The sequence below is a fragment of the Devosia sp. genome (assembly GCF_030689745.1).
In the GTDB taxonomy this organism is placed as follows: Bacteria; Pseudomonadota; Alphaproteobacteria; order Rhizobiales; family Devosiaceae; genus Devosia; species Devosia alba.
The window spans coordinates 1-14,715 of record NZ_JAUYGL010000051.1 but is presented as its reverse complement, the minus strand read 5'-3'; the positions used below and the strand labels follow the sequence as shown (position 1 = coordinate 14,715).

Sequence of the window (14,715 nt, the reverse complement as noted above, 5' to 3'; positions counted from 1 at the left end):
CGCTTGACCTGAGTGCGCCCGGCAAATTATCTGCCGGGCGCAAATGCATGAATACCGGAGAACCGAGATGGCCGACGACGTTGATATTGCGGCCATTGCCGAAGGCGGCGATGAAGAAATCCGCACCGGGCTGGACCGGGCGGTTTCCAACTCCAGCAAGGTATTGGCCTGGGGCATTTTCCTGGCCTTCGCCATCACCGTGTTTGAGGTGATTTCGCGCTATGTGTTCAACAGCCCCACATTCTGGGCGCACGAAAGCACCACTTTCCTGATCGCCGCCACCTTTCTGATCGGCGGCCCGATAGCCCTGGCGCGCGACAAGCATATCCGCGTCCGCATATTCTACGATGGCGTTTCCGCGGCCCGCCGCCGGACTCTCGACATCGTCAATTCGCTCATTGCCCTCGTCTTTTTCTTCGGCCTCGCCTATGCGGGCTGGACAATGGTGGGCAAGTCCTGGCTCTCACCCACCGGTGACCTGCGCCTCGAAGGCACGGGAACCTCGTGGAATCCACCCACCCCGGCCATGCTCAAAATGCTGGTGCTGATCTGCGTCGCCACCATGTTTGTCCAGACTCTGCTGCACCTGGTTTCGGCCATAAGGCGCGATGTGTCCGTGCCATCTGACCGCGCGGAGGAGAATTAATCATGGGCTTGAGCGCATTGGGCATCGAGTACGGCTCCTACATTCTCGTCGGCGCCATTTTTCTGCTGCTGCTCACCGGGCAGCCGCTGGCCTGGGTCACCGGCCTGGTCGCCCTGATCTTCACCTTCGGCTGGTTCGGCGGCAACGCCCTGCCCCTGGTCACCTCGCGCATTTTCGGCTTCATCACCGAATATTCGCTGGTTGCCATCCCGATGTTCATCCTGATGGCGGCGCTGCTCGACCGCTCCGGCATCGCCAAGTCCTTGTTCAACGGCATGCGCATCCTGGCCGGACGCCTGCCCGGCGGCGTTGCCGTGCAGACCCTGATCGTCGCCATCCTGCTCGCGGCGATGTCCGGCGTGATCGGTGGCGAAATCGTGCTGCTCGGCATCCTGGCGCTGCCGCAGATGCTGCGCCTGGGCTATGACCGGAACCTGTCGATCGGCGTCGTCGTCGCCGGCGGTTCGCTCGGCACCATGATGCCACCATCGATCGTGCTGATCATCTATGGCCTGGTCGCCAGCGTTTCCATCGCCGACCTGTTCGTCGCCGCCATCACGCCTGCCCTGTTGCTGCTGGCTTTCTATATCGCCTATGTGCTGTTCATCTGCTGGCGCGATCCGCAGATGGGCCCGCCCATGTCCGATGAGGAGATGGCGCAGGAATCGCTGGGCAGCGCGCTGCGCTCGCTGGCGGCACCGTTCTTCATCGTCTTTGTTGTTCTCGGCTCGATCTATGGCGGTATCGCCTCGATCACCGAAGCGGCCGCGATGGGCGTTTCCGCCGTGCTTCTCATCTCGCTCATGCGGCGTGAGCTGACCTTCAAGATGGTGCAGGACAGCCTGGTCCACACGCTCGAAACCTGTGGCATGATCATCTGGATCGGCATTGCCGCCGCCGTGCTGGTCGGCGTCTATAACCTGATGGGCGGCAACCGCTTCGTGGCCGACGCCATTCTGGGCATCGACGCGCCGCCGGTGGTCATCATCATGGTGATGATGCTGATCCTGCTGGTGCTGGGGATGTTCCTCGACTGGATCGGCATTGCGCTGCTGACCCTGCCGATCTTCGTGCCCATCGTCATCCAGCTGGGCTACGATCCGATCTGGTTCGGTATTCTGTTCGCGGTCAACATGCAGGTGTCCTACCTCACCCCGCCGTTCGGCCCCGCCGCCTTCTACCTCAAGAGCGTGGCGCCGCGCGAGATCACGCTCAAGCACATCTACACGGCGCTGCTGCCCTTCATCGCGCTGCAACTGATGGTGCTGGGGATCCTCCTGTTCTTCCCGCCCATCGCCACCTGGGCGATCAAATAAGCACAAGGGCCCGCGCCGCAGTCTGGCGGCGGGGGCCCTGTTGACGACAATAACGGCGCTATCGCAGGCGACTGGGTATTTCACTGTGTTTGTCGAAGCGGCGAAATCGCTCCGGGCCCCCGGGGGGCGCGCAGTCGAACGGCGGTGGTGGAGCCGCCTTTGCTGAAAGCGCTCTAGGACCGGGCGAACGGTACCGAGGCGGTCAGAATTTCCCCGGAATTGTTGAACTCCACCTCGAAATCCACCGTAATCGTATCATCAATAAGCAGGATGCGGGCGCCGATGCGCACATCACTGCCCGAGCGATCGCGCTGGGATTTTCGCAGATCAAAGCTGATCGTGTTGCCGCGAATCAAGCCGATCGCCGCGCCGGTGAAACCGGCATTGGAACTCATCACCGCCTCATAGCGCCGCTGCTCCTCGACATAGGCAATGGTGCCACTGATCGAGAGGGTGGTATCGACCAGCGAACAACGCCCCGTGTAGTTGATGCGCCCCAGATTGCCCTTGGCAACCGACAGGCGACAGCGGAACGGCTCAGGTTCGTCCCCACCCACCAGCTTGCTGTCGCCGCGCCACTGTCCGATATAGGCCTGCAGCAGGTTGATCTCATCCTGGCCGGCACGGGCGGGCATGACCGCCGCCAAAGTCGCCAGCAGCAGCAGAATCACGGGGAAAATCGACGTTGATCTTTTCACTTGAGAAATGCTCTCCACGGTAGGGTCGGCGGAACAGATCCCCTTGAGATGGGGATAGAAGACCTGGACTGTGCTTGGCCCTTGCAAATTTGGGGCACCCTGACAGGTTGGCTATGAGACAGGCGCAATCCGCCATGCTCAAAATAGTGGCAATACGTAACCATCTAGTTCACAGGGCGAGACTCGTGACCACATCCGACACACCCATTATTGATGTTCACGCGGTCAGCTACACACTCGAGATCGCCGGGCGACCGCTGCACATTCTCAAAAACGTGTCGCTGCGGGTCAATCCCGCCGAAGTGGTGGCCATTGTCGGACCATCGGGCAGCGGCAAGACCTCGCTGCTGATGCTGCTGGCGGGCCTCGAGCAGGCGAGTTCGGGACGCCTCACCATCAACGGCGCGACGCTGGCCGGGCTGGACGAGGATGATCTGGCCCGCTTCCGCCGCCGCACCATGGGGATCGTGTTTCAGAGTTTTCACCTGATTCCGTCCCTGACGGCGCTGGACAATGTCGGACTGGCGCTGGAAATCGCCTCGCCCGAACTCTCGCAAGCCAAGGTTCGGGAAATGGCCGCCGCGGCTCTAGCCGCCGTTGGCCTGGCCAACCGGCTTGACCACCGCCCCACCGCCCTGTCGGGCGGCGAACAGCAGCGCGTCGGCCTGGCGCGCGCCATGGTCGCCAACCCGCCGCTGCTGCTGGCCGATGAACCGACCGGCAATCTGGATCAGGAAACCGGCGCCCTGGTGATCAAGCTGATGTTTGACCTGGCCCGGGAACGCGGCACTGCGGTGGTGCTGATTACCCACGATCCCGCGCTGGCGGCACGGGCGGACCGCGTGCTGACCATGACGCAGGGCGAGCTGGTCGAAACGCCGGTGGCCCGCTGATGCGCGCATTCTGGGCGGGCATTCGCATCGGATTGCTGGACCTGCGCGGCGATATGCGCCGCTTCGTGCTGTTGCTGGTTTGCCTTGCCGTGGGAACGGCGCTGATTGCCGGCGTCAATTCGGTGGGCGCGAGCATTACCCAGGCGATTGACCGCAACGCCGCCGAACTGATGGGGGGCGACCTTGAACTGTCGCGCGCCGATCGTCCGGCAACGGCCGATGAAGTGGCGCAGATGGCGCAATTTGGCCAGGTTGCCGCCGTGGTGGACACCAATGTGCGTGCCATTGCCGGAGACCGGGATGCCTTTGTCGACCTGGCAGCGGTGGGCGACAGCTATCCGCTGCTGGGCCAGGTGGTCAGTCCGCAATTGCCCGATGGCATGACGCCGTTTGCGCTGCTCGAGGAACGCGATGAGCAATTTGGCGCGCTGCTGGCGCCGGTGCTGCTGGACCAGCTGGGGCTGGTGGTCGGAGACAGTTTTGAACTGGGTGGCACGACGTTTCAGGCGCGCGGCACGCTGAGCAAGCTGCCCGATGGACCCGTGCGCGGCTTCCGGCTCGGGCTGACGACGCTGATCAGCAATGACGGGCTGGCGACGCTGCGCGATCGCAGTTCGCCCCTGCCGGGGCTGGGCAACTGGTTCCGCTACAAGCTGTTGCTGGCCGACGGGCAGGACGCGGACAGCGTGCAGGCCCGCCTCGATGACAGCCTTGGCAGCACCGGCTGGACGAGCCGTTCGGCGCGGGACGGGCTGGGGCCCATGGTGCGCTACTACAATCTGTTCATGCGGTTTCTGGTGATCGTGGGGCTGGGGTCGCTGCTGATCGCCGGGGTCAGTGTGTGGACCGGGATGCGGGCCTATGTCACCGAGCGTGCCGGGCTGATTGCCATTCTGCGCAGTCTGGGGGCCGACCGGTCGCGTCTGATGCTGCACTTCTTTTCGCAGGTCGCCGCCCTGTCGGCCATTGGCGTGGGCGCGGGGCTGCTGATCGGCGGCGTTGCTGCCTATGCGTTGCTGCCGGCGATTGGCGAGGCGGTCGGCATCAGCCTGTCGACCCGTCTGCATGTGCAACCCCTGGTGATCGCCGGCGCGGCAGGGCTGCTGATCGCCTTCGCCTTTGCCTATCTGCCGCTGCAGCAGGCCCAGACCATCCGGCCGGTGCTGCTGTTCCGCTCCAAGGGGCTGGGCGCGCCGCCAATTGACTGGCGCGGCCTGCTGGGCAGCTGGCAGGCATTGCCGCTGCTGGCGGCTGCAGCCGGCTTTTTCTGGCTGGCTGTATTGATGACCGGCGACCCATTGCTGGTGCTGGCCTTCGCGCTTGCCAGCGGGGTGGCAGCGCTGGTGTTTGAAGGGGCGACGCGGCTGGCGCAGTGGGGCCTGAACCGGTTTCCTCATGTGTCCATGCGCATTGTCCGGCATGCCATCCGCAGCATCACCGAGCCGGGCTCGAACTCGGCCCCCGTGGTGGTGTCGGTGGGCATGGCGCTGGCCATGCTGATCGTGGTGCTGGTGCTGCAGGGCAATCTGCGACAGGAATTCATCGGCGCTTCAGCATTTGACGTGCCCACGCTGGTCGCCTCGGACCTGTTTCCAGACGAGGTGGACACGGTGATGGCGATGAGCAGCGCCGGTGGCGACATTGCGTTGTCGGTGGCAACGCCGATGCTGCGCGGGGCGCTGGTGGCCATCAAGGGAACGCCGGTGGCCGAGGTGCGCACGCGCGGCCCGGAGGCGACCTTCCTGTTATCCGGCGAGGTGCCGCTGACCTACCGCACGCAGATGCCGGCAGCCTCCAAGCTGGTCAGCGGGCAATGGTGGCCCAGCGATTATTCCGGCCCCGGACTGGTTTCGCTGCACCACAGCCTGCGCTCCGGGCTGGGCGTGGAGCTTGGCGACCAACTCACCTTCGATATTTTTGGCGACAATATCGACGTCGAAATTGCCAGTTTCCGCGACTATTCCTGGCAGGGCGGCATCGATTTTCTGGCCACCTTCTCCCCCGGCGTGCTGGACGCCTACCCGGTGACACTGTTCTCAGCCGTCACGGCGCAGCCCGGGCGCGAAGAAGCCGTGGCGCGGGCGCTGGCCAGCGCCGTGCCCGAGATCAATTTCATCGCGGTCGGCGACACGCTCAAACAGATCACCAATGCGCTGAGCCAATTGTCATTCGCGGCGGCACTGGTGGGCGGGCTGGCGGTGGGCAATGGCATGCTGGTGCTGATCGGCAGCCTGGCGACGGGCCGGCGGCAGCGCGAGGCCGACGCCGTGATCACCAAGGTGCTGGGCGCCACGCGGCTGGAACTGCTGGCGACGGCGGCCATTCAATATCTGGTACTGGCGATCATCGCCGCCGTGCCGGCCACCGGGCTGGGGGTGGGGCTGGGCTGGCTGATCAGCGCGGTGATGCTGGATGTCGATTTCACCATCCAGTCATATGCCCTCGGACTCGTGCTGGTATGCGCCATCGCCATCACCGCCCTGCTGGGCGCCTTGACGATCCTGCGCGCCGCCTCGACCCGCCCGGCCCTGCTGCTGCGCGATCTGTAGCGGGCGCGTTGCCGGTTTGCGAAGGCGCCACTGGCGGCAGTGGCGTCTTGGCATTGATAACGCTTCCAATGACTTGACCGACTTTTTTGACTGGCTGCCGTGCAGTTGGTGAACTCGCCTGGCCGATGGCAAGGGGCGCGCATATCAGCGCGGCGGGCGTGATCGCGTGACGACCCGGACTTTTGTCCATCGTTAACTTGACTATCCTACTCACCAATAATATGCACAAAAAGGAGATCGGCTCGATCATCTTTATGCAGGCTGTTGGAGAATACGCATGTCCGACCGTATCCGAAGCGGAAACAGGTGGTTATTGGGGGCCGGTCTGGCGCTCGCTTTTGCCGGAGCCGCCGCGGCCGAGGAAATCGTGATCACCGACCACGAAAACCGCGAAATCCACCTGGATGCGCCCGCGTCGCGCATTGTGACCATACCGATGCCGCTGGCTTCTGGGGTGATTGCGCTGAGCGGCGGCACCGACCGCCTGGTGGGGCTTAACCCGCTGTCGCTCACCGCCATTCGTGAGGGGATCCTGGGCAAGATCTTCCCCGACGCCGTCAACATTTCGGACGCCGTCACCGGCACCGATTTCGTGCCCAATGTCGAGGCGCTGGCCGCCGTCAATCCCGACCTGGTGGTGCAGTGGGCCGGTCGCGGGCCCGAAATTGTCGACCCGATTGTCAATGCGGGCCTCAACGCCCTGCTGATCAAGTACGGCACCGAGGAACTGACCCGGCAGTACATGACCATGGTCGCCACCGCCATTGGCAAGCCAGAGCGGATCGCTGAACTGGTCGACTGGAGCGACGTGGTGCAGCACGATATTGAAGCCAAGGTGGCGAGCATTCCCCAAGACGAGCGCCCCAATGTGCTGTATCTGGGCCGTTCGCTGTCTGACATCACCGCAGCGGGCGACACGGGCAGCTATAGTTCGTGGTATATCGCGCTGACCGGGGGCCGCAACGCCGCGGCCGAACTGGACGGCACCAGCTCGATCAACCGCGAGCAGATTGCGCAATGGGATCCAGAAGTGATCCTGCTCAACAGTTTCGAGCCCAATCTCGACGTCAACTGGGTCTATGACGATCCGATCCTGTCGCTGACCAAGGCGGCGCAGCAGCATCGCGTCTACAAGATGCCGCTGGGCGGTTATCGCTGGGATCCGCCAAGCCAGGAGTCGCCGCTGACCTGGATGTGGCTCGCCGAACTGCTGCATCCGGAGCTGTTCGACTATGATCTGCGGGCCGAGATGACCAAGGCCTACAAGACGCTGTATAACTACCAGCTGACCGAGGCCGATATTGACGGCATCATCTGGACCGCCCAGCAGGGCGACAGCCTCGGCTATGATCAGTTCGCGGCGCAATAGACCGTGTCCACACAGATCGATGATGGGGGGGCAATTGCCCCCCGCTGGCGACCATGGAGCCGCACCGGCTTCGCCTTCGCCAGTTTCGGCGTGGCGCTGATGGTGGCCATCCTGGTCAGCCTGTGCGTTGGCCGCTATTCGGTCAGCGCCATGACGGCGCTGCACATTCTGGGCGAGGCGATTGTTCATCCCGGACAGGCCATCGAATCGATGGACCAGCGCATTGTGCTGCTGGTCCGCGCGCCACGGGTGGTGATCGCGGCAATGGCCGGGGCGGCACTGGCAACGGCAGGCGTGGCCCTGCAGGGCGTGTTCCGCAATCCGCTGGTATCGCCCGAAGTGCTGGGCATTTCGCAGGGCGCGGCCTTTGGCGGGGCCCTGGCGATCACCATGGGGATCTGGGGCGTGCCGCTGCTTGGCATCGTCTTTATCGGCGGCTTTTCGGCGCTGATCGCGGTGGGCATGCTGGCACGGATCAACGGCCAGACCGAGATTCTCACCGTCATCCTTTCAGGCATGGTGGTGGGCTCGCTGTTTTCCGCCTGTGTCTCGCTGCTGCAGTTCATCGCCGATCCAAACAGTTCGCTGCCCGCCATTGTCTACTGGCTGATGGGCTCGTTCGCGACCGCCACCTGGGACCGGGTGCTGGTGTCGGCGCCGGGCCTGCTGCTGGGCATCGCCCTGCTCTGGGCGCTGCGCTTCCGCCTCAATGTGCTGTCGCTCGATGACAGCGAGGCACGCAGCCTGGGGGCGAGGCCCGATCAGGAACGCTGGCTGGTCTTCGTGCTGGTCGCGCTGATCGTGGGCTGCCAGGTCGCGGTGTCGGGCATTGTCGGCTGGGTGGGGCTGGTCATTCCGCATGCGGCGCGGCTGATCGTGGGGCACGACCACCGCCGGCTGCTGCCGGCCACGGCGCTGCTGGGTGCCACCTTCATGGTCGGCGTCGATACACTGGCCCGCACCCTGACCGCCGCCGAAATCCCGCTGGGCGTACTGACCGCCATCATCGGCGCACCGGCGTTCGCGCTGCTGCTGCGCCGCCATTTCAAAGACAGGGAAGCCACATGATCGGTTTAACCAATGCCGTCGTCCGGTTCGGCAATCGCTGCGTGCTCGACCAGCTGAGTTTTTCGGCAGAACGGGGCAGAAGCCTGGCCATTCTGGGGCCCAATGGCCGCGGCAAAACCACGGCACTGCGCGCCATGCTGGGGTTCCAGGCCCTGGCTGCAGGCACGCGCACGGCGCCGGCGGTGGTGGGCTATGTGCCCCAATATGCCTCCAGCAATCAGAGCTACAAGGTGCTGGATGCCGTGGTGATGGGGCGCGCTGCCGGGCTTGGCCTGTTCGGGCAGCCCTCGGCGCGCGACATCGCCGCCGCCCGGGACGCCCTTGAGCAGGTCGGCGCCTTGCGCTTTGCCAAGGAACGCTTTGACCGGCTGTCGGGCGGCGAGCGGCAACTGGTCCTGCTGGCCCGGGCACTGGCGACGGGGTCCAAGGTCCTGGTGCTGGACGAGCCCGGTTCGGCGCTCGATTTGAACAATCAGGCCCGGCTGCTGCGCCTGCTATCGGCGCTCCGGGCGCCGCGCGACCGGGCCATTGTGTTCACCACACACGACCCCAACCATGCGCTGGCGGCCGCCGACGATGCGCTGCTGATGCTGCCGGACGGCCCGGCCCTGTTTGGCCCGGTGGCCGAAACCATCGTGCCCGAACTGCTCGAACGGCTGTATGGGGTGCCGATGCGGCTGGTGAACCTGATCGGCGAGGATGGCACTGGCCAGAATGCTGTACTGCCAGCCTTTGCCGGGAGGCGCGCGGCATGAGCGTCTTGCTGATCCACTCCCATTTCGGCGCCGTGGCCCCGGGTTATGCCGAGGCGGCCCTGGAGGGACGGCTTGCGATCGTGCGCGAGCGCGATCTGGGCCCTGCCGACTTCGCCCGGGCCAGTGGCCTGATCACCACAACCCATCTCGACCAGATCGGCCTGCTGGCCCATGCCGAGCCGCTGACGGCCCTGCTGGATCGCGGCGGCCGCTGGTTTTTCAATGGCCACATGCTGCGCAGTTTCGTGGCGGGCCTGGGGCGCTATGTGCCGATCGAGGCGCCCAGGCGGCCCGACTACAAGCTGACGCGATTGTACGAGCACCCGATCTTTGCCGGCATCGAGCAAAGCGAGCTTGAGGAAAACAAGGGCGTGGCCGGATTTTACGGGCGCGGTCACAACCCGCTGCCGGAGGGCGCGCGTGCCGTCAATGGCATCGGGCCAGCGCTCTTGCCGGTGGACTGGGTGTGGGCGCGGCCGGCGGGCGGGCATATTTTTTCTCATGCCGGCAATGATTTGAGCGGCATGATCGGCGACCACGGGCACGGCGCGGTTTTGACCCAGCGGATTATCGCCTGGTGCGAGGGGAGACTGGAAGCATGAGTATCCTGGCAGTTCACCCTGGCGCCTACTACCATATCGAGAGCTTTGAGAGCCCGCGCCATGCGGGGTATTTCGACCAATTGGTGCGACCCGAAGATCTGGGATCGGTGGCGCTGGAAGAGCACAATGTGGTGCTGATCCCCTGCCGCACACCGGCCGACCGGATGGCGCCGCACGCGGCCCGGCTGCGGGCCTATCTGGACGGTGGCGGCACGATTGTCGCCACCGGCGAGAGCGAGTCGCAATTGTTCCTGCCGGGGATCAGCTTCACGCCGCAGCCGACCAATTTCTGGTGGTGGCTGACGCCGGGCGCCGATCTTGGCGTGCGGATCGCCGCGCCGGAGCATGCCCTGTTCCAGCGGTTGGAGCAGCGCGACATCACCTGGCATCTGCATGGCTGGTTCGATGCCCCACCGGGCGCCGAAATCCTGGCGGTCAACGGCCAGGGCAAGCCAATCCTCTATATCGACGACGTCACCACCGCTGGCCGCATGGTGCTGACCAGTCTTGACCCCTTCTTCCACCATGGCAGCCATTTCATGCCTGCCACCACGCGTTTTCTCGAGGGCTTTCTGCCCTGGATGCGCAACACACTTGACCGCAAGGCTTCCCAATGACCGACACAACAAAACTGCATGTCCGCGAAAACGGCCAGGACCTGGCCTATAGTTTTGAAGACCTGATGCACTTTCACGGCTTCGGCTTTCCCGGCGGCGTCGCCCATGCCTTCAAGGTCATGCAACGCGCCCTGCCCCTGCTCGCCGATGGCGCACCGCCTGAACGCCGCGAGATTGAAATCCGTACCGCATTCCGGGGCCCGGGCGCCCGCGACGCCTTCGAGATGGTGACGCGATCCCTGAGCGAGCAGCGCTATAGCGTCGATGCGGCGCTGGAACGCCCGGAGCGCGGCGAGACCCTGATGCGCTATGTTTTCGTGCTCAGCTATCGCGGCAAGACCGTTCGGCTGCAGATCCGCGACGGTCTGGTGCGCGACGAATTCATCGCGCTGGGCCGCAAGGAGAACCGCAGCGACGCTGAAAATACCCGGCTTGGCTATCTCAAGCAGGAGATGGCCGAGCGACTGCTGGCCACCCCCGCCATGGAGGCATACGACCTCGCCTAGGCGATCGGGCGGCTAGTGCGCTGCGCGGTCACGACAGCAAGCGGGCGGGTCCAGCCAGCGGGCCCGCCGCCGTCACTGCACGTTGACCAGCTTGGAGGGCAGCAATTCGCCATGGTCACTGAGGATGGAATAGCCGATGCCGCTCAGCAGGGAGTTGATGCGGCGCAGGGCGTGAATGGTCTCAAGGTGCAGATCGCTGGTCTGCACGCTGGTGGCGTTGCCGGCGCGCAAGCGGGCAAAGTGCTGCGACATGCTGGAGCGCTCCATGCCGTTGACCTCTTCCTTCTCGGCCACCAGTTCGCGCGCTGACTCGGTATCTTCAGAGATCAGCACGTTGGAGGCCAGTTGCATGTTCTCGAGCACGCGCGCGTGCAATTCCATGATCTCCTGCCAGCCAGGCGGGGAAAAGCTGAGACGGCGCTCGAATTTCTGATCGGCCAGCTTGAGCAGCTGTTTGGCGATGATATCGCCGGCCTGTTCCAGGCTGATGGCAAAATTGATGAGATCGGAGGCGCGCCGCGTCTGCTGAGGGGTCATGGCGTCCCACTTCAGGCGGGTCAGAAACAGCTTGATCTCGCGGTTGGACTGATTGACCTCAAGCTCCAGCGCCTTGACCCGGCGGATCGCGGCCTTGTCACCGCTCTGGTAGATTTCCATGACGGGCTGCAGCATGACCTCGACGGCCTCGCTCATCCGCAACAGCTCCCGCGTCACGCTGGCCAGCGCCAGATCGGGGTTGGTCTGGTTATCGGCCTGCAGGGCCGGCGTCCGCAGATTTGCCACGTTGAGCTCGCCGGGCACCACCGCTTCGGTGACGAAGCGTTCGGTGGCGCGCGCCAGCAGGCCGGTGAGCGGCAAGCCGAGCAGCATGACGGCGGCGTTGAAGCCGATATGGAGCAGGCTGGCCTGCTGGCCTACCGAGCCGGGCAGCGCCCCCAGGTGAGGCAGCGCCAGCTGGAACAAGGCCAGACAGATCAGCGCTGCGCCGCCGCGCACGGCCAGCACGCCCAGAGACATGCGCCGCGCCCGAACATCGGCGCCGCGGGTCATGGCGACGGCTATCAGCGTGCCACCCAGATTGGCACCGAGCACAAAGGCTGCGGCCACTTCGAAGGGAATGACGCCCGTTGAGCCAAAGCTGATGATGACCAGAATGGTGGCCACCGAGGAATAGGAAATCCAGGTGATTGCAGCGGCCACAAAGAAGCTGGTCCACAAATCGCCCCGCAAATAGCCGATGGCGGCTTCCAGCACGTCACCACCGCGCCAGGGCGCGGTTGCCTCCGAGACCATTTCCAGCGACAGCAGGACGAAGGCGATGCCGATGATCATGCGGCCCAATTGCTTGGTCTGGCGGCTATTGCCGCGCAGAAACAGCAGGCCGCCCACGATGATCAGGATCGGCGTCAGCAGGGTCAGGTCAAACGACAGCACACCGGCAATGATGGACGAGCCGAAATAGGCGCCGAGCATCAGGGCCAGACCGGTGGCGCCTTCCAGCAACCCGCCAGCGGCGAAGCCGGCCGCCAGGGCGGCGACGGCGGTGGAGCTCTGCAGCGCAATGGCCATCAGGGTACCGGCGCCCGCCGCGCTGATCCGGCTGTCATTGGCACGGGCCAGCAGGCGCTTCAGCTGTGGTGAATAGGCGCGCTCAACCGCCGAACGGACCATGCGCACCGCCCAAAGCAGCAGCACAATCGCAGCAATCAGTTGAACGGCAAGCAGATACATCCAGTACTCCAGAAAGTCCGCGCCGAAACGGCGCGTCGCGCATGCTCAACCTTTGTCTGACCAGATGCAAGGTCAGTCGCGCGCTGTTACCGGGTGTTTGAGCGGGGCGGTTGGCGCAGCGCGGTTTGCCGAGCAGGTGGGCGCCGTGAGCGGCGGCGCGCTCCTTGCGGAGCGATTGATGGCGCGCCGGCAACTTCGGACAGCCAGCGGCGTTAGGCTAGATAGAAAGCAGCAATGTCACCAAGATGTGGCGCTGGGTTCTGGCTGCTGCTCAATACCGGAGAGTGCAAATGGCTGAAATCGACCATGAGAAGATCCGCATCGTTGCCTATGAACTCTGGGAGCGCGACGGCGCACCGGAGGGGCGCTCGGACGACTACTGGCACGCTGCCGTCAAACTGCTGTCGGATGAAGCCCATTCGGCGGAGCCGACAGATAGGGCGGCAACGCCGATGCCGCCGCCGCCGACGCCACCCATCTGATCGCTGGCCTAGCTGGCCTGGTCGAAGCGCTGGCGGGTGACCGCTTCGAGCGCACGCAGCAATACCGATGAATCGGCGCCGGGCTTGCAGGCGTCCACGCTCATGATCTGGCGGAACTGGCGCGCGCCCGGCAGGCCGGCGGCCAGCCCCAGCATGTGGCGGGTTATATTGTTGATACGGGTACCGGCGGCGCACTCGCGATCGGCATAGACGACCATGGCCTGCATCACCGCCTCGAGGGTCACCGGCGCGGAGGTGGCGCCGAAAAAGCGGCGGTCGACCTCGGCCAGCAGCATGGGATTGTGATAGGCAGCGCGGCCCAGCATGACGCCATCGGTATGGGCGAGCTGGGCCTGGGCCAATTCGAGCGTATCAAGCCCGCCATTGATCAGCACCGGCAGCGGCGCCAGCCGGGCGCGCAGGCGATAGACCCGATCATAGTCGAGGGGCGGAATGGTGCGGTTTTCCTTGGGCGACAGGCCCTGCAGCCAGGCCTTGCGGGCGTGCACATAGAGCGCCGCGACCCCGGCCTCGACCATGGCATCGGCAAAGCGGTCCAGTCCGGTTTCGACGTCAGAATCGTCGATGCCGATGCGGCATTTGACGGTGACCGGGCGATCAGTGGCGTCGCGCATGGCGCGCACGCAATCGGCGACCAGCGCCGGCTCGGCCATCAGGCAGGCGCCAAAGCGGCCCGACTGCACGCGATCGGACGGGCAGCCGACATTGAGGTTGATTTCGGCATAGCCGTAAGCGTCGGCCAGCCGCGTAGCCGCCGCCAGTTCGGCGGGATCGGAGCCGCCCAGTTGCAGCGCGACAGGTTGCTCTGCCGGATCAAAGCGCAGATGGCGGTCGACATCGCCATGCATGATGGCGGCGCTGGTGACCATTTCGGTGAACAACAGGCTTTCGCGCGTCAGCAGGCGATGGAGGAACCGGCAGTGGCGGTCCGTCCAATCCATCATAGGTGCAACGCTGAATTTCCTATTTTTTTCAATCATTTCGCGATATTTTTAAAACCATTCTGAGATTGGACCGACTGGCATTGCCGGTATCTATGTTATGCGGAAGCATTTCAGTCTACCTTCAAAGCGCAATCGCCATGTCATTCAACACCGCTTTTCTGCTGATGGCACAATACAAGGCCATCATTCCACTCGATGCGGTTCGTCGCGACTTCTTTTCGTACCTGACGCTCCCGAAATTCCTGCGCAAGCTCAGTTCAGGCGACATTGCCTTGCCACTCATGCGAATAGAAAGAAGTCAAGAATGTGCCAAGGGCATCCATCTGCAGGATTTGGCGGACTACCTTGATACGCGTGGACAGCCGGCCCAGAAGGAGTTTGCCCAGATGAGCGGTTGGAAAGTGCAGGTCCAGCGTAGACGAGGCGTCCGCTTCGCGCCCCATTCCGGCCATTCGCGCCGCCTGGTAAATCACCCGAAAGCTGCCAGTTTCGCCTTGTTCGCCTTTCCTCGCTGGCGA

General features: G+C 64.3%; 15 protein-coding genes. 12 read left to right on the top strand and 3 right to left on the bottom strand.

The window, feature by feature from the left end; translation table 11 throughout:
- Nucleotides 1-67 precede the first annotated feature (67 nt).
- Both Q8O80_RS04580 and Q8O80_RS04575 read left to right on the top strand, forming a co-directional pair.
- Nucleotides 68-646, top strand: a complete 579-nt coding sequence (locus Q8O80_RS04580; RefSeq protein WP_305577403.1) for a TRAP transporter small permease subunit — start codon at nt 68-70, stop codon at nt 644-646.
- 2 nt (nt 647-648) lie between these two features.
- Nucleotides 649-1,962: a TRAP transporter large permease subunit gene (locus Q8O80_RS04575; RefSeq protein ID WP_305577401.1), complete on the top strand. Its 1,314-nt coding sequence runs from the start codon at nt 649-651 to the stop codon at nt 1,960-1,962.
- A 173-nt stretch (nt 1,963-2,135) separates the two neighbouring features.
- Here Q8O80_RS04575 and Q8O80_RS04570 read toward each other — a convergent pair whose 3' ends face one another.
- Nucleotides 2,136-2,660: a heme-binding beta-barrel domain-containing protein gene (locus tag Q8O80_RS04570; protein ID WP_305577399.1), complete on the bottom strand. Its 525-nt coding sequence runs from the start codon at nt 2,658-2,660 to the stop codon at nt 2,136-2,138.
- Nucleotides 2,661-2,845: 185 nt separating this feature from the next.
- Between Q8O80_RS04570 and Q8O80_RS04565 the strand changes: the two genes are divergently transcribed.
- The 8 genes from Q8O80_RS04565 to Q8O80_RS04530 all read left to right on the top strand — a co-directional run bounded on the left by Q8O80_RS04565 (nt 2,846) and on the right by Q8O80_RS04530 (nt 11,019).
- On the top strand, nt 2,846-3,553 hold the full coding sequence (locus Q8O80_RS04565; RefSeq protein ID WP_305577397.1) for an ABC transporter ATP-binding protein: 708 nt from the start codon (nt 2,846-2,848) through the stop codon (nt 3,551-3,553).
- Complete coding sequence (locus Q8O80_RS04560; RefSeq protein WP_305577395.1) at nt 3,553-6,102, top strand: ABC transporter permease; 2,550 nt, start codon at nt 3,553-3,555, stop codon at nt 6,100-6,102. The genes Q8O80_RS04565 and Q8O80_RS04560 overlap by 1 nt, the downstream gene beginning before the upstream one ends.
- Nucleotides 6,103-6,379: 277 nt before the next feature.
- Entirely contained in the window at nt 6,380-7,471 is a 1,092-nt protein-coding gene (locus Q8O80_RS04555) for an ABC transporter substrate-binding protein (protein WP_305577393.1), read from the top strand.
- 3 nt (nt 7,472-7,474) lie between these two features.
- The gene (locus tag Q8O80_RS04550; RefSeq protein ID WP_305577391.1) at nt 7,475-8,539 is read left to right on the top strand and encodes an iron ABC transporter permease; all 1,065 of its coding nucleotides are present in this window, start codon (nt 7,475-7,477) and stop codon (nt 8,537-8,539) included.
- Nucleotides 8,536-9,294: an ABC transporter ATP-binding protein gene (locus Q8O80_RS04545; RefSeq protein WP_305577389.1), complete on the top strand. Its 759-nt coding sequence runs from the start codon at nt 8,536-8,538 to the stop codon at nt 9,292-9,294. The genes Q8O80_RS04550 and Q8O80_RS04545 overlap by 4 nt, the downstream gene beginning before the upstream one ends.
- Nucleotides 9,291-9,896 (top strand): hypothetical protein, encoded by a 606-nt coding sequence (locus Q8O80_RS04540; RefSeq protein ID WP_305577387.1) that lies wholly within the window; start codon nt 9,291-9,293, stop codon nt 9,894-9,896. Before Q8O80_RS04545 ends, Q8O80_RS04540 begins: the two co-directional genes overlap by 4 nt.
- Nucleotides 9,893-10,513 (top strand): hypothetical protein, encoded by a 621-nt coding sequence (locus tag Q8O80_RS04535; RefSeq protein ID WP_305577385.1) that lies wholly within the window; start codon nt 9,893-9,895, stop codon nt 10,511-10,513. The genes Q8O80_RS04540 and Q8O80_RS04535 overlap by 4 nt, the downstream gene beginning before the upstream one ends.
- Nucleotides 10,510-11,019 carry a hypothetical protein gene (locus Q8O80_RS04530; protein WP_305577383.1) on the top strand — a complete coding sequence of 170 codons (510 nt, stop codon included), beginning with the start codon at nt 10,510-10,512 and terminating at the stop codon, nt 11,017-11,019. Before Q8O80_RS04535 ends, Q8O80_RS04530 begins: the two co-directional genes overlap by 4 nt.
- A gap of 72 nt (nt 11,020-11,091) precedes the next feature.
- Here Q8O80_RS04530 and Q8O80_RS04525 read toward each other — a convergent pair whose 3' ends face one another.
- Nucleotides 11,092-12,750 carry a Na/Pi cotransporter family protein gene (locus Q8O80_RS04525; RefSeq protein ID WP_305577381.1) on the bottom strand — a complete coding sequence of 553 codons (1,659 nt, stop codon included), beginning with the start codon at nt 12,748-12,750 and terminating at the stop codon, nt 11,092-11,094.
- 290 nt (nt 12,751-13,040) lie between these two features.
- Between Q8O80_RS04525 and Q8O80_RS04520 the strand changes: the two genes are divergently transcribed.
- Nucleotides 13,041-13,232: a DUF2934 domain-containing protein gene (locus tag Q8O80_RS04520; RefSeq protein WP_305577379.1), complete on the top strand. Its 192-nt coding sequence runs from the start codon at nt 13,041-13,043 to the stop codon at nt 13,230-13,232.
- An 8-nt stretch (nt 13,233-13,240) separates the two neighbouring features.
- Here the strand turns inward: Q8O80_RS04520 and dusA are convergent, their stop codons facing one another.
- Complete coding sequence (dusA, locus tag Q8O80_RS04515; RefSeq protein ID WP_305577377.1) at nt 13,241-14,233, bottom strand: tRNA dihydrouridine(20/20a) synthase DusA; 993 nt, start codon at nt 14,231-14,233, stop codon at nt 13,241-13,243.
- Between the two features lie 101 nt (nt 14,234-14,334).
- On the opposite strand from dusA, the gene Q8O80_RS04510 reads away from it, so the two are divergent.
- The coding region (locus tag Q8O80_RS04510) for a pyocin activator PrtN family protein (protein WP_371136102.1) at nt 14,335-14,715 on the top strand (381 nt) is incomplete at its 3' end.

What these genes read in the sequence shown, in the direction of transcription:
- Q8O80_RS04545 (WP_305577389.1), top strand. Translation starts at nt 8,536, where the DNA reads ATGATCGGTTTAACCAATGCCGTCGTCCGGTTCGGCAATCGCTGCGTG.
- Q8O80_RS04535 (WP_305577385.1), top strand. Translation starts at nt 9,893, where the DNA reads ATGAGTATCCTGGCAGTTCACCCTGGCGCCTACTACCATATCGAGAGC.
- Q8O80_RS04580 (WP_305577403.1), top strand. Translation starts at nt 68, where the DNA reads ATGGCCGACGACGTTGATATTGCGGCCATTGCCGAAGGCGGCGATGAA.
- Q8O80_RS04555 (WP_305577393.1), top strand. Translation starts at nt 6,380, where the DNA reads ATGTCCGACCGTATCCGAAGCGGAAACAGGTGGTTATTGGGGGCCGGT.
- Q8O80_RS04560 (WP_305577395.1), top strand. Translation starts at nt 3,553, where the DNA reads ATGCGCGCATTCTGGGCGGGCATTCGCATCGGATTGCTGGACCTGCGC.
- dusA (WP_305577377.1), bottom strand. Translation starts at nt 14,233, where the DNA reads ATGATTGAAAAAAATAGGAAATTCAGCGTTGCACCTATGATGGATTGG.
- Q8O80_RS04525 (WP_305577381.1), bottom strand. Translation starts at nt 12,750, where the DNA reads ATGTATCTGCTTGCCGTTCAACTGATTGCTGCGATTGTGCTGCTGCTT.
- Q8O80_RS04540 (WP_305577387.1), top strand. Translation starts at nt 9,291, where the DNA reads ATGAGCGTCTTGCTGATCCACTCCCATTTCGGCGCCGTGGCCCCGGGT.
- Q8O80_RS04530 (WP_305577383.1), top strand. Translation starts at nt 10,510, where the DNA reads ATGACCGACACAACAAAACTGCATGTCCGCGAAAACGGCCAGGACCTG.
- Q8O80_RS04520 (WP_305577379.1), top strand. Translation starts at nt 13,041, where the DNA reads ATGGCTGAAATCGACCATGAGAAGATCCGCATCGTTGCCTATGAACTC.
- Q8O80_RS04575 (WP_305577401.1), top strand. Translation starts at nt 649, where the DNA reads ATGGGCTTGAGCGCATTGGGCATCGAGTACGGCTCCTACATTCTCGTC.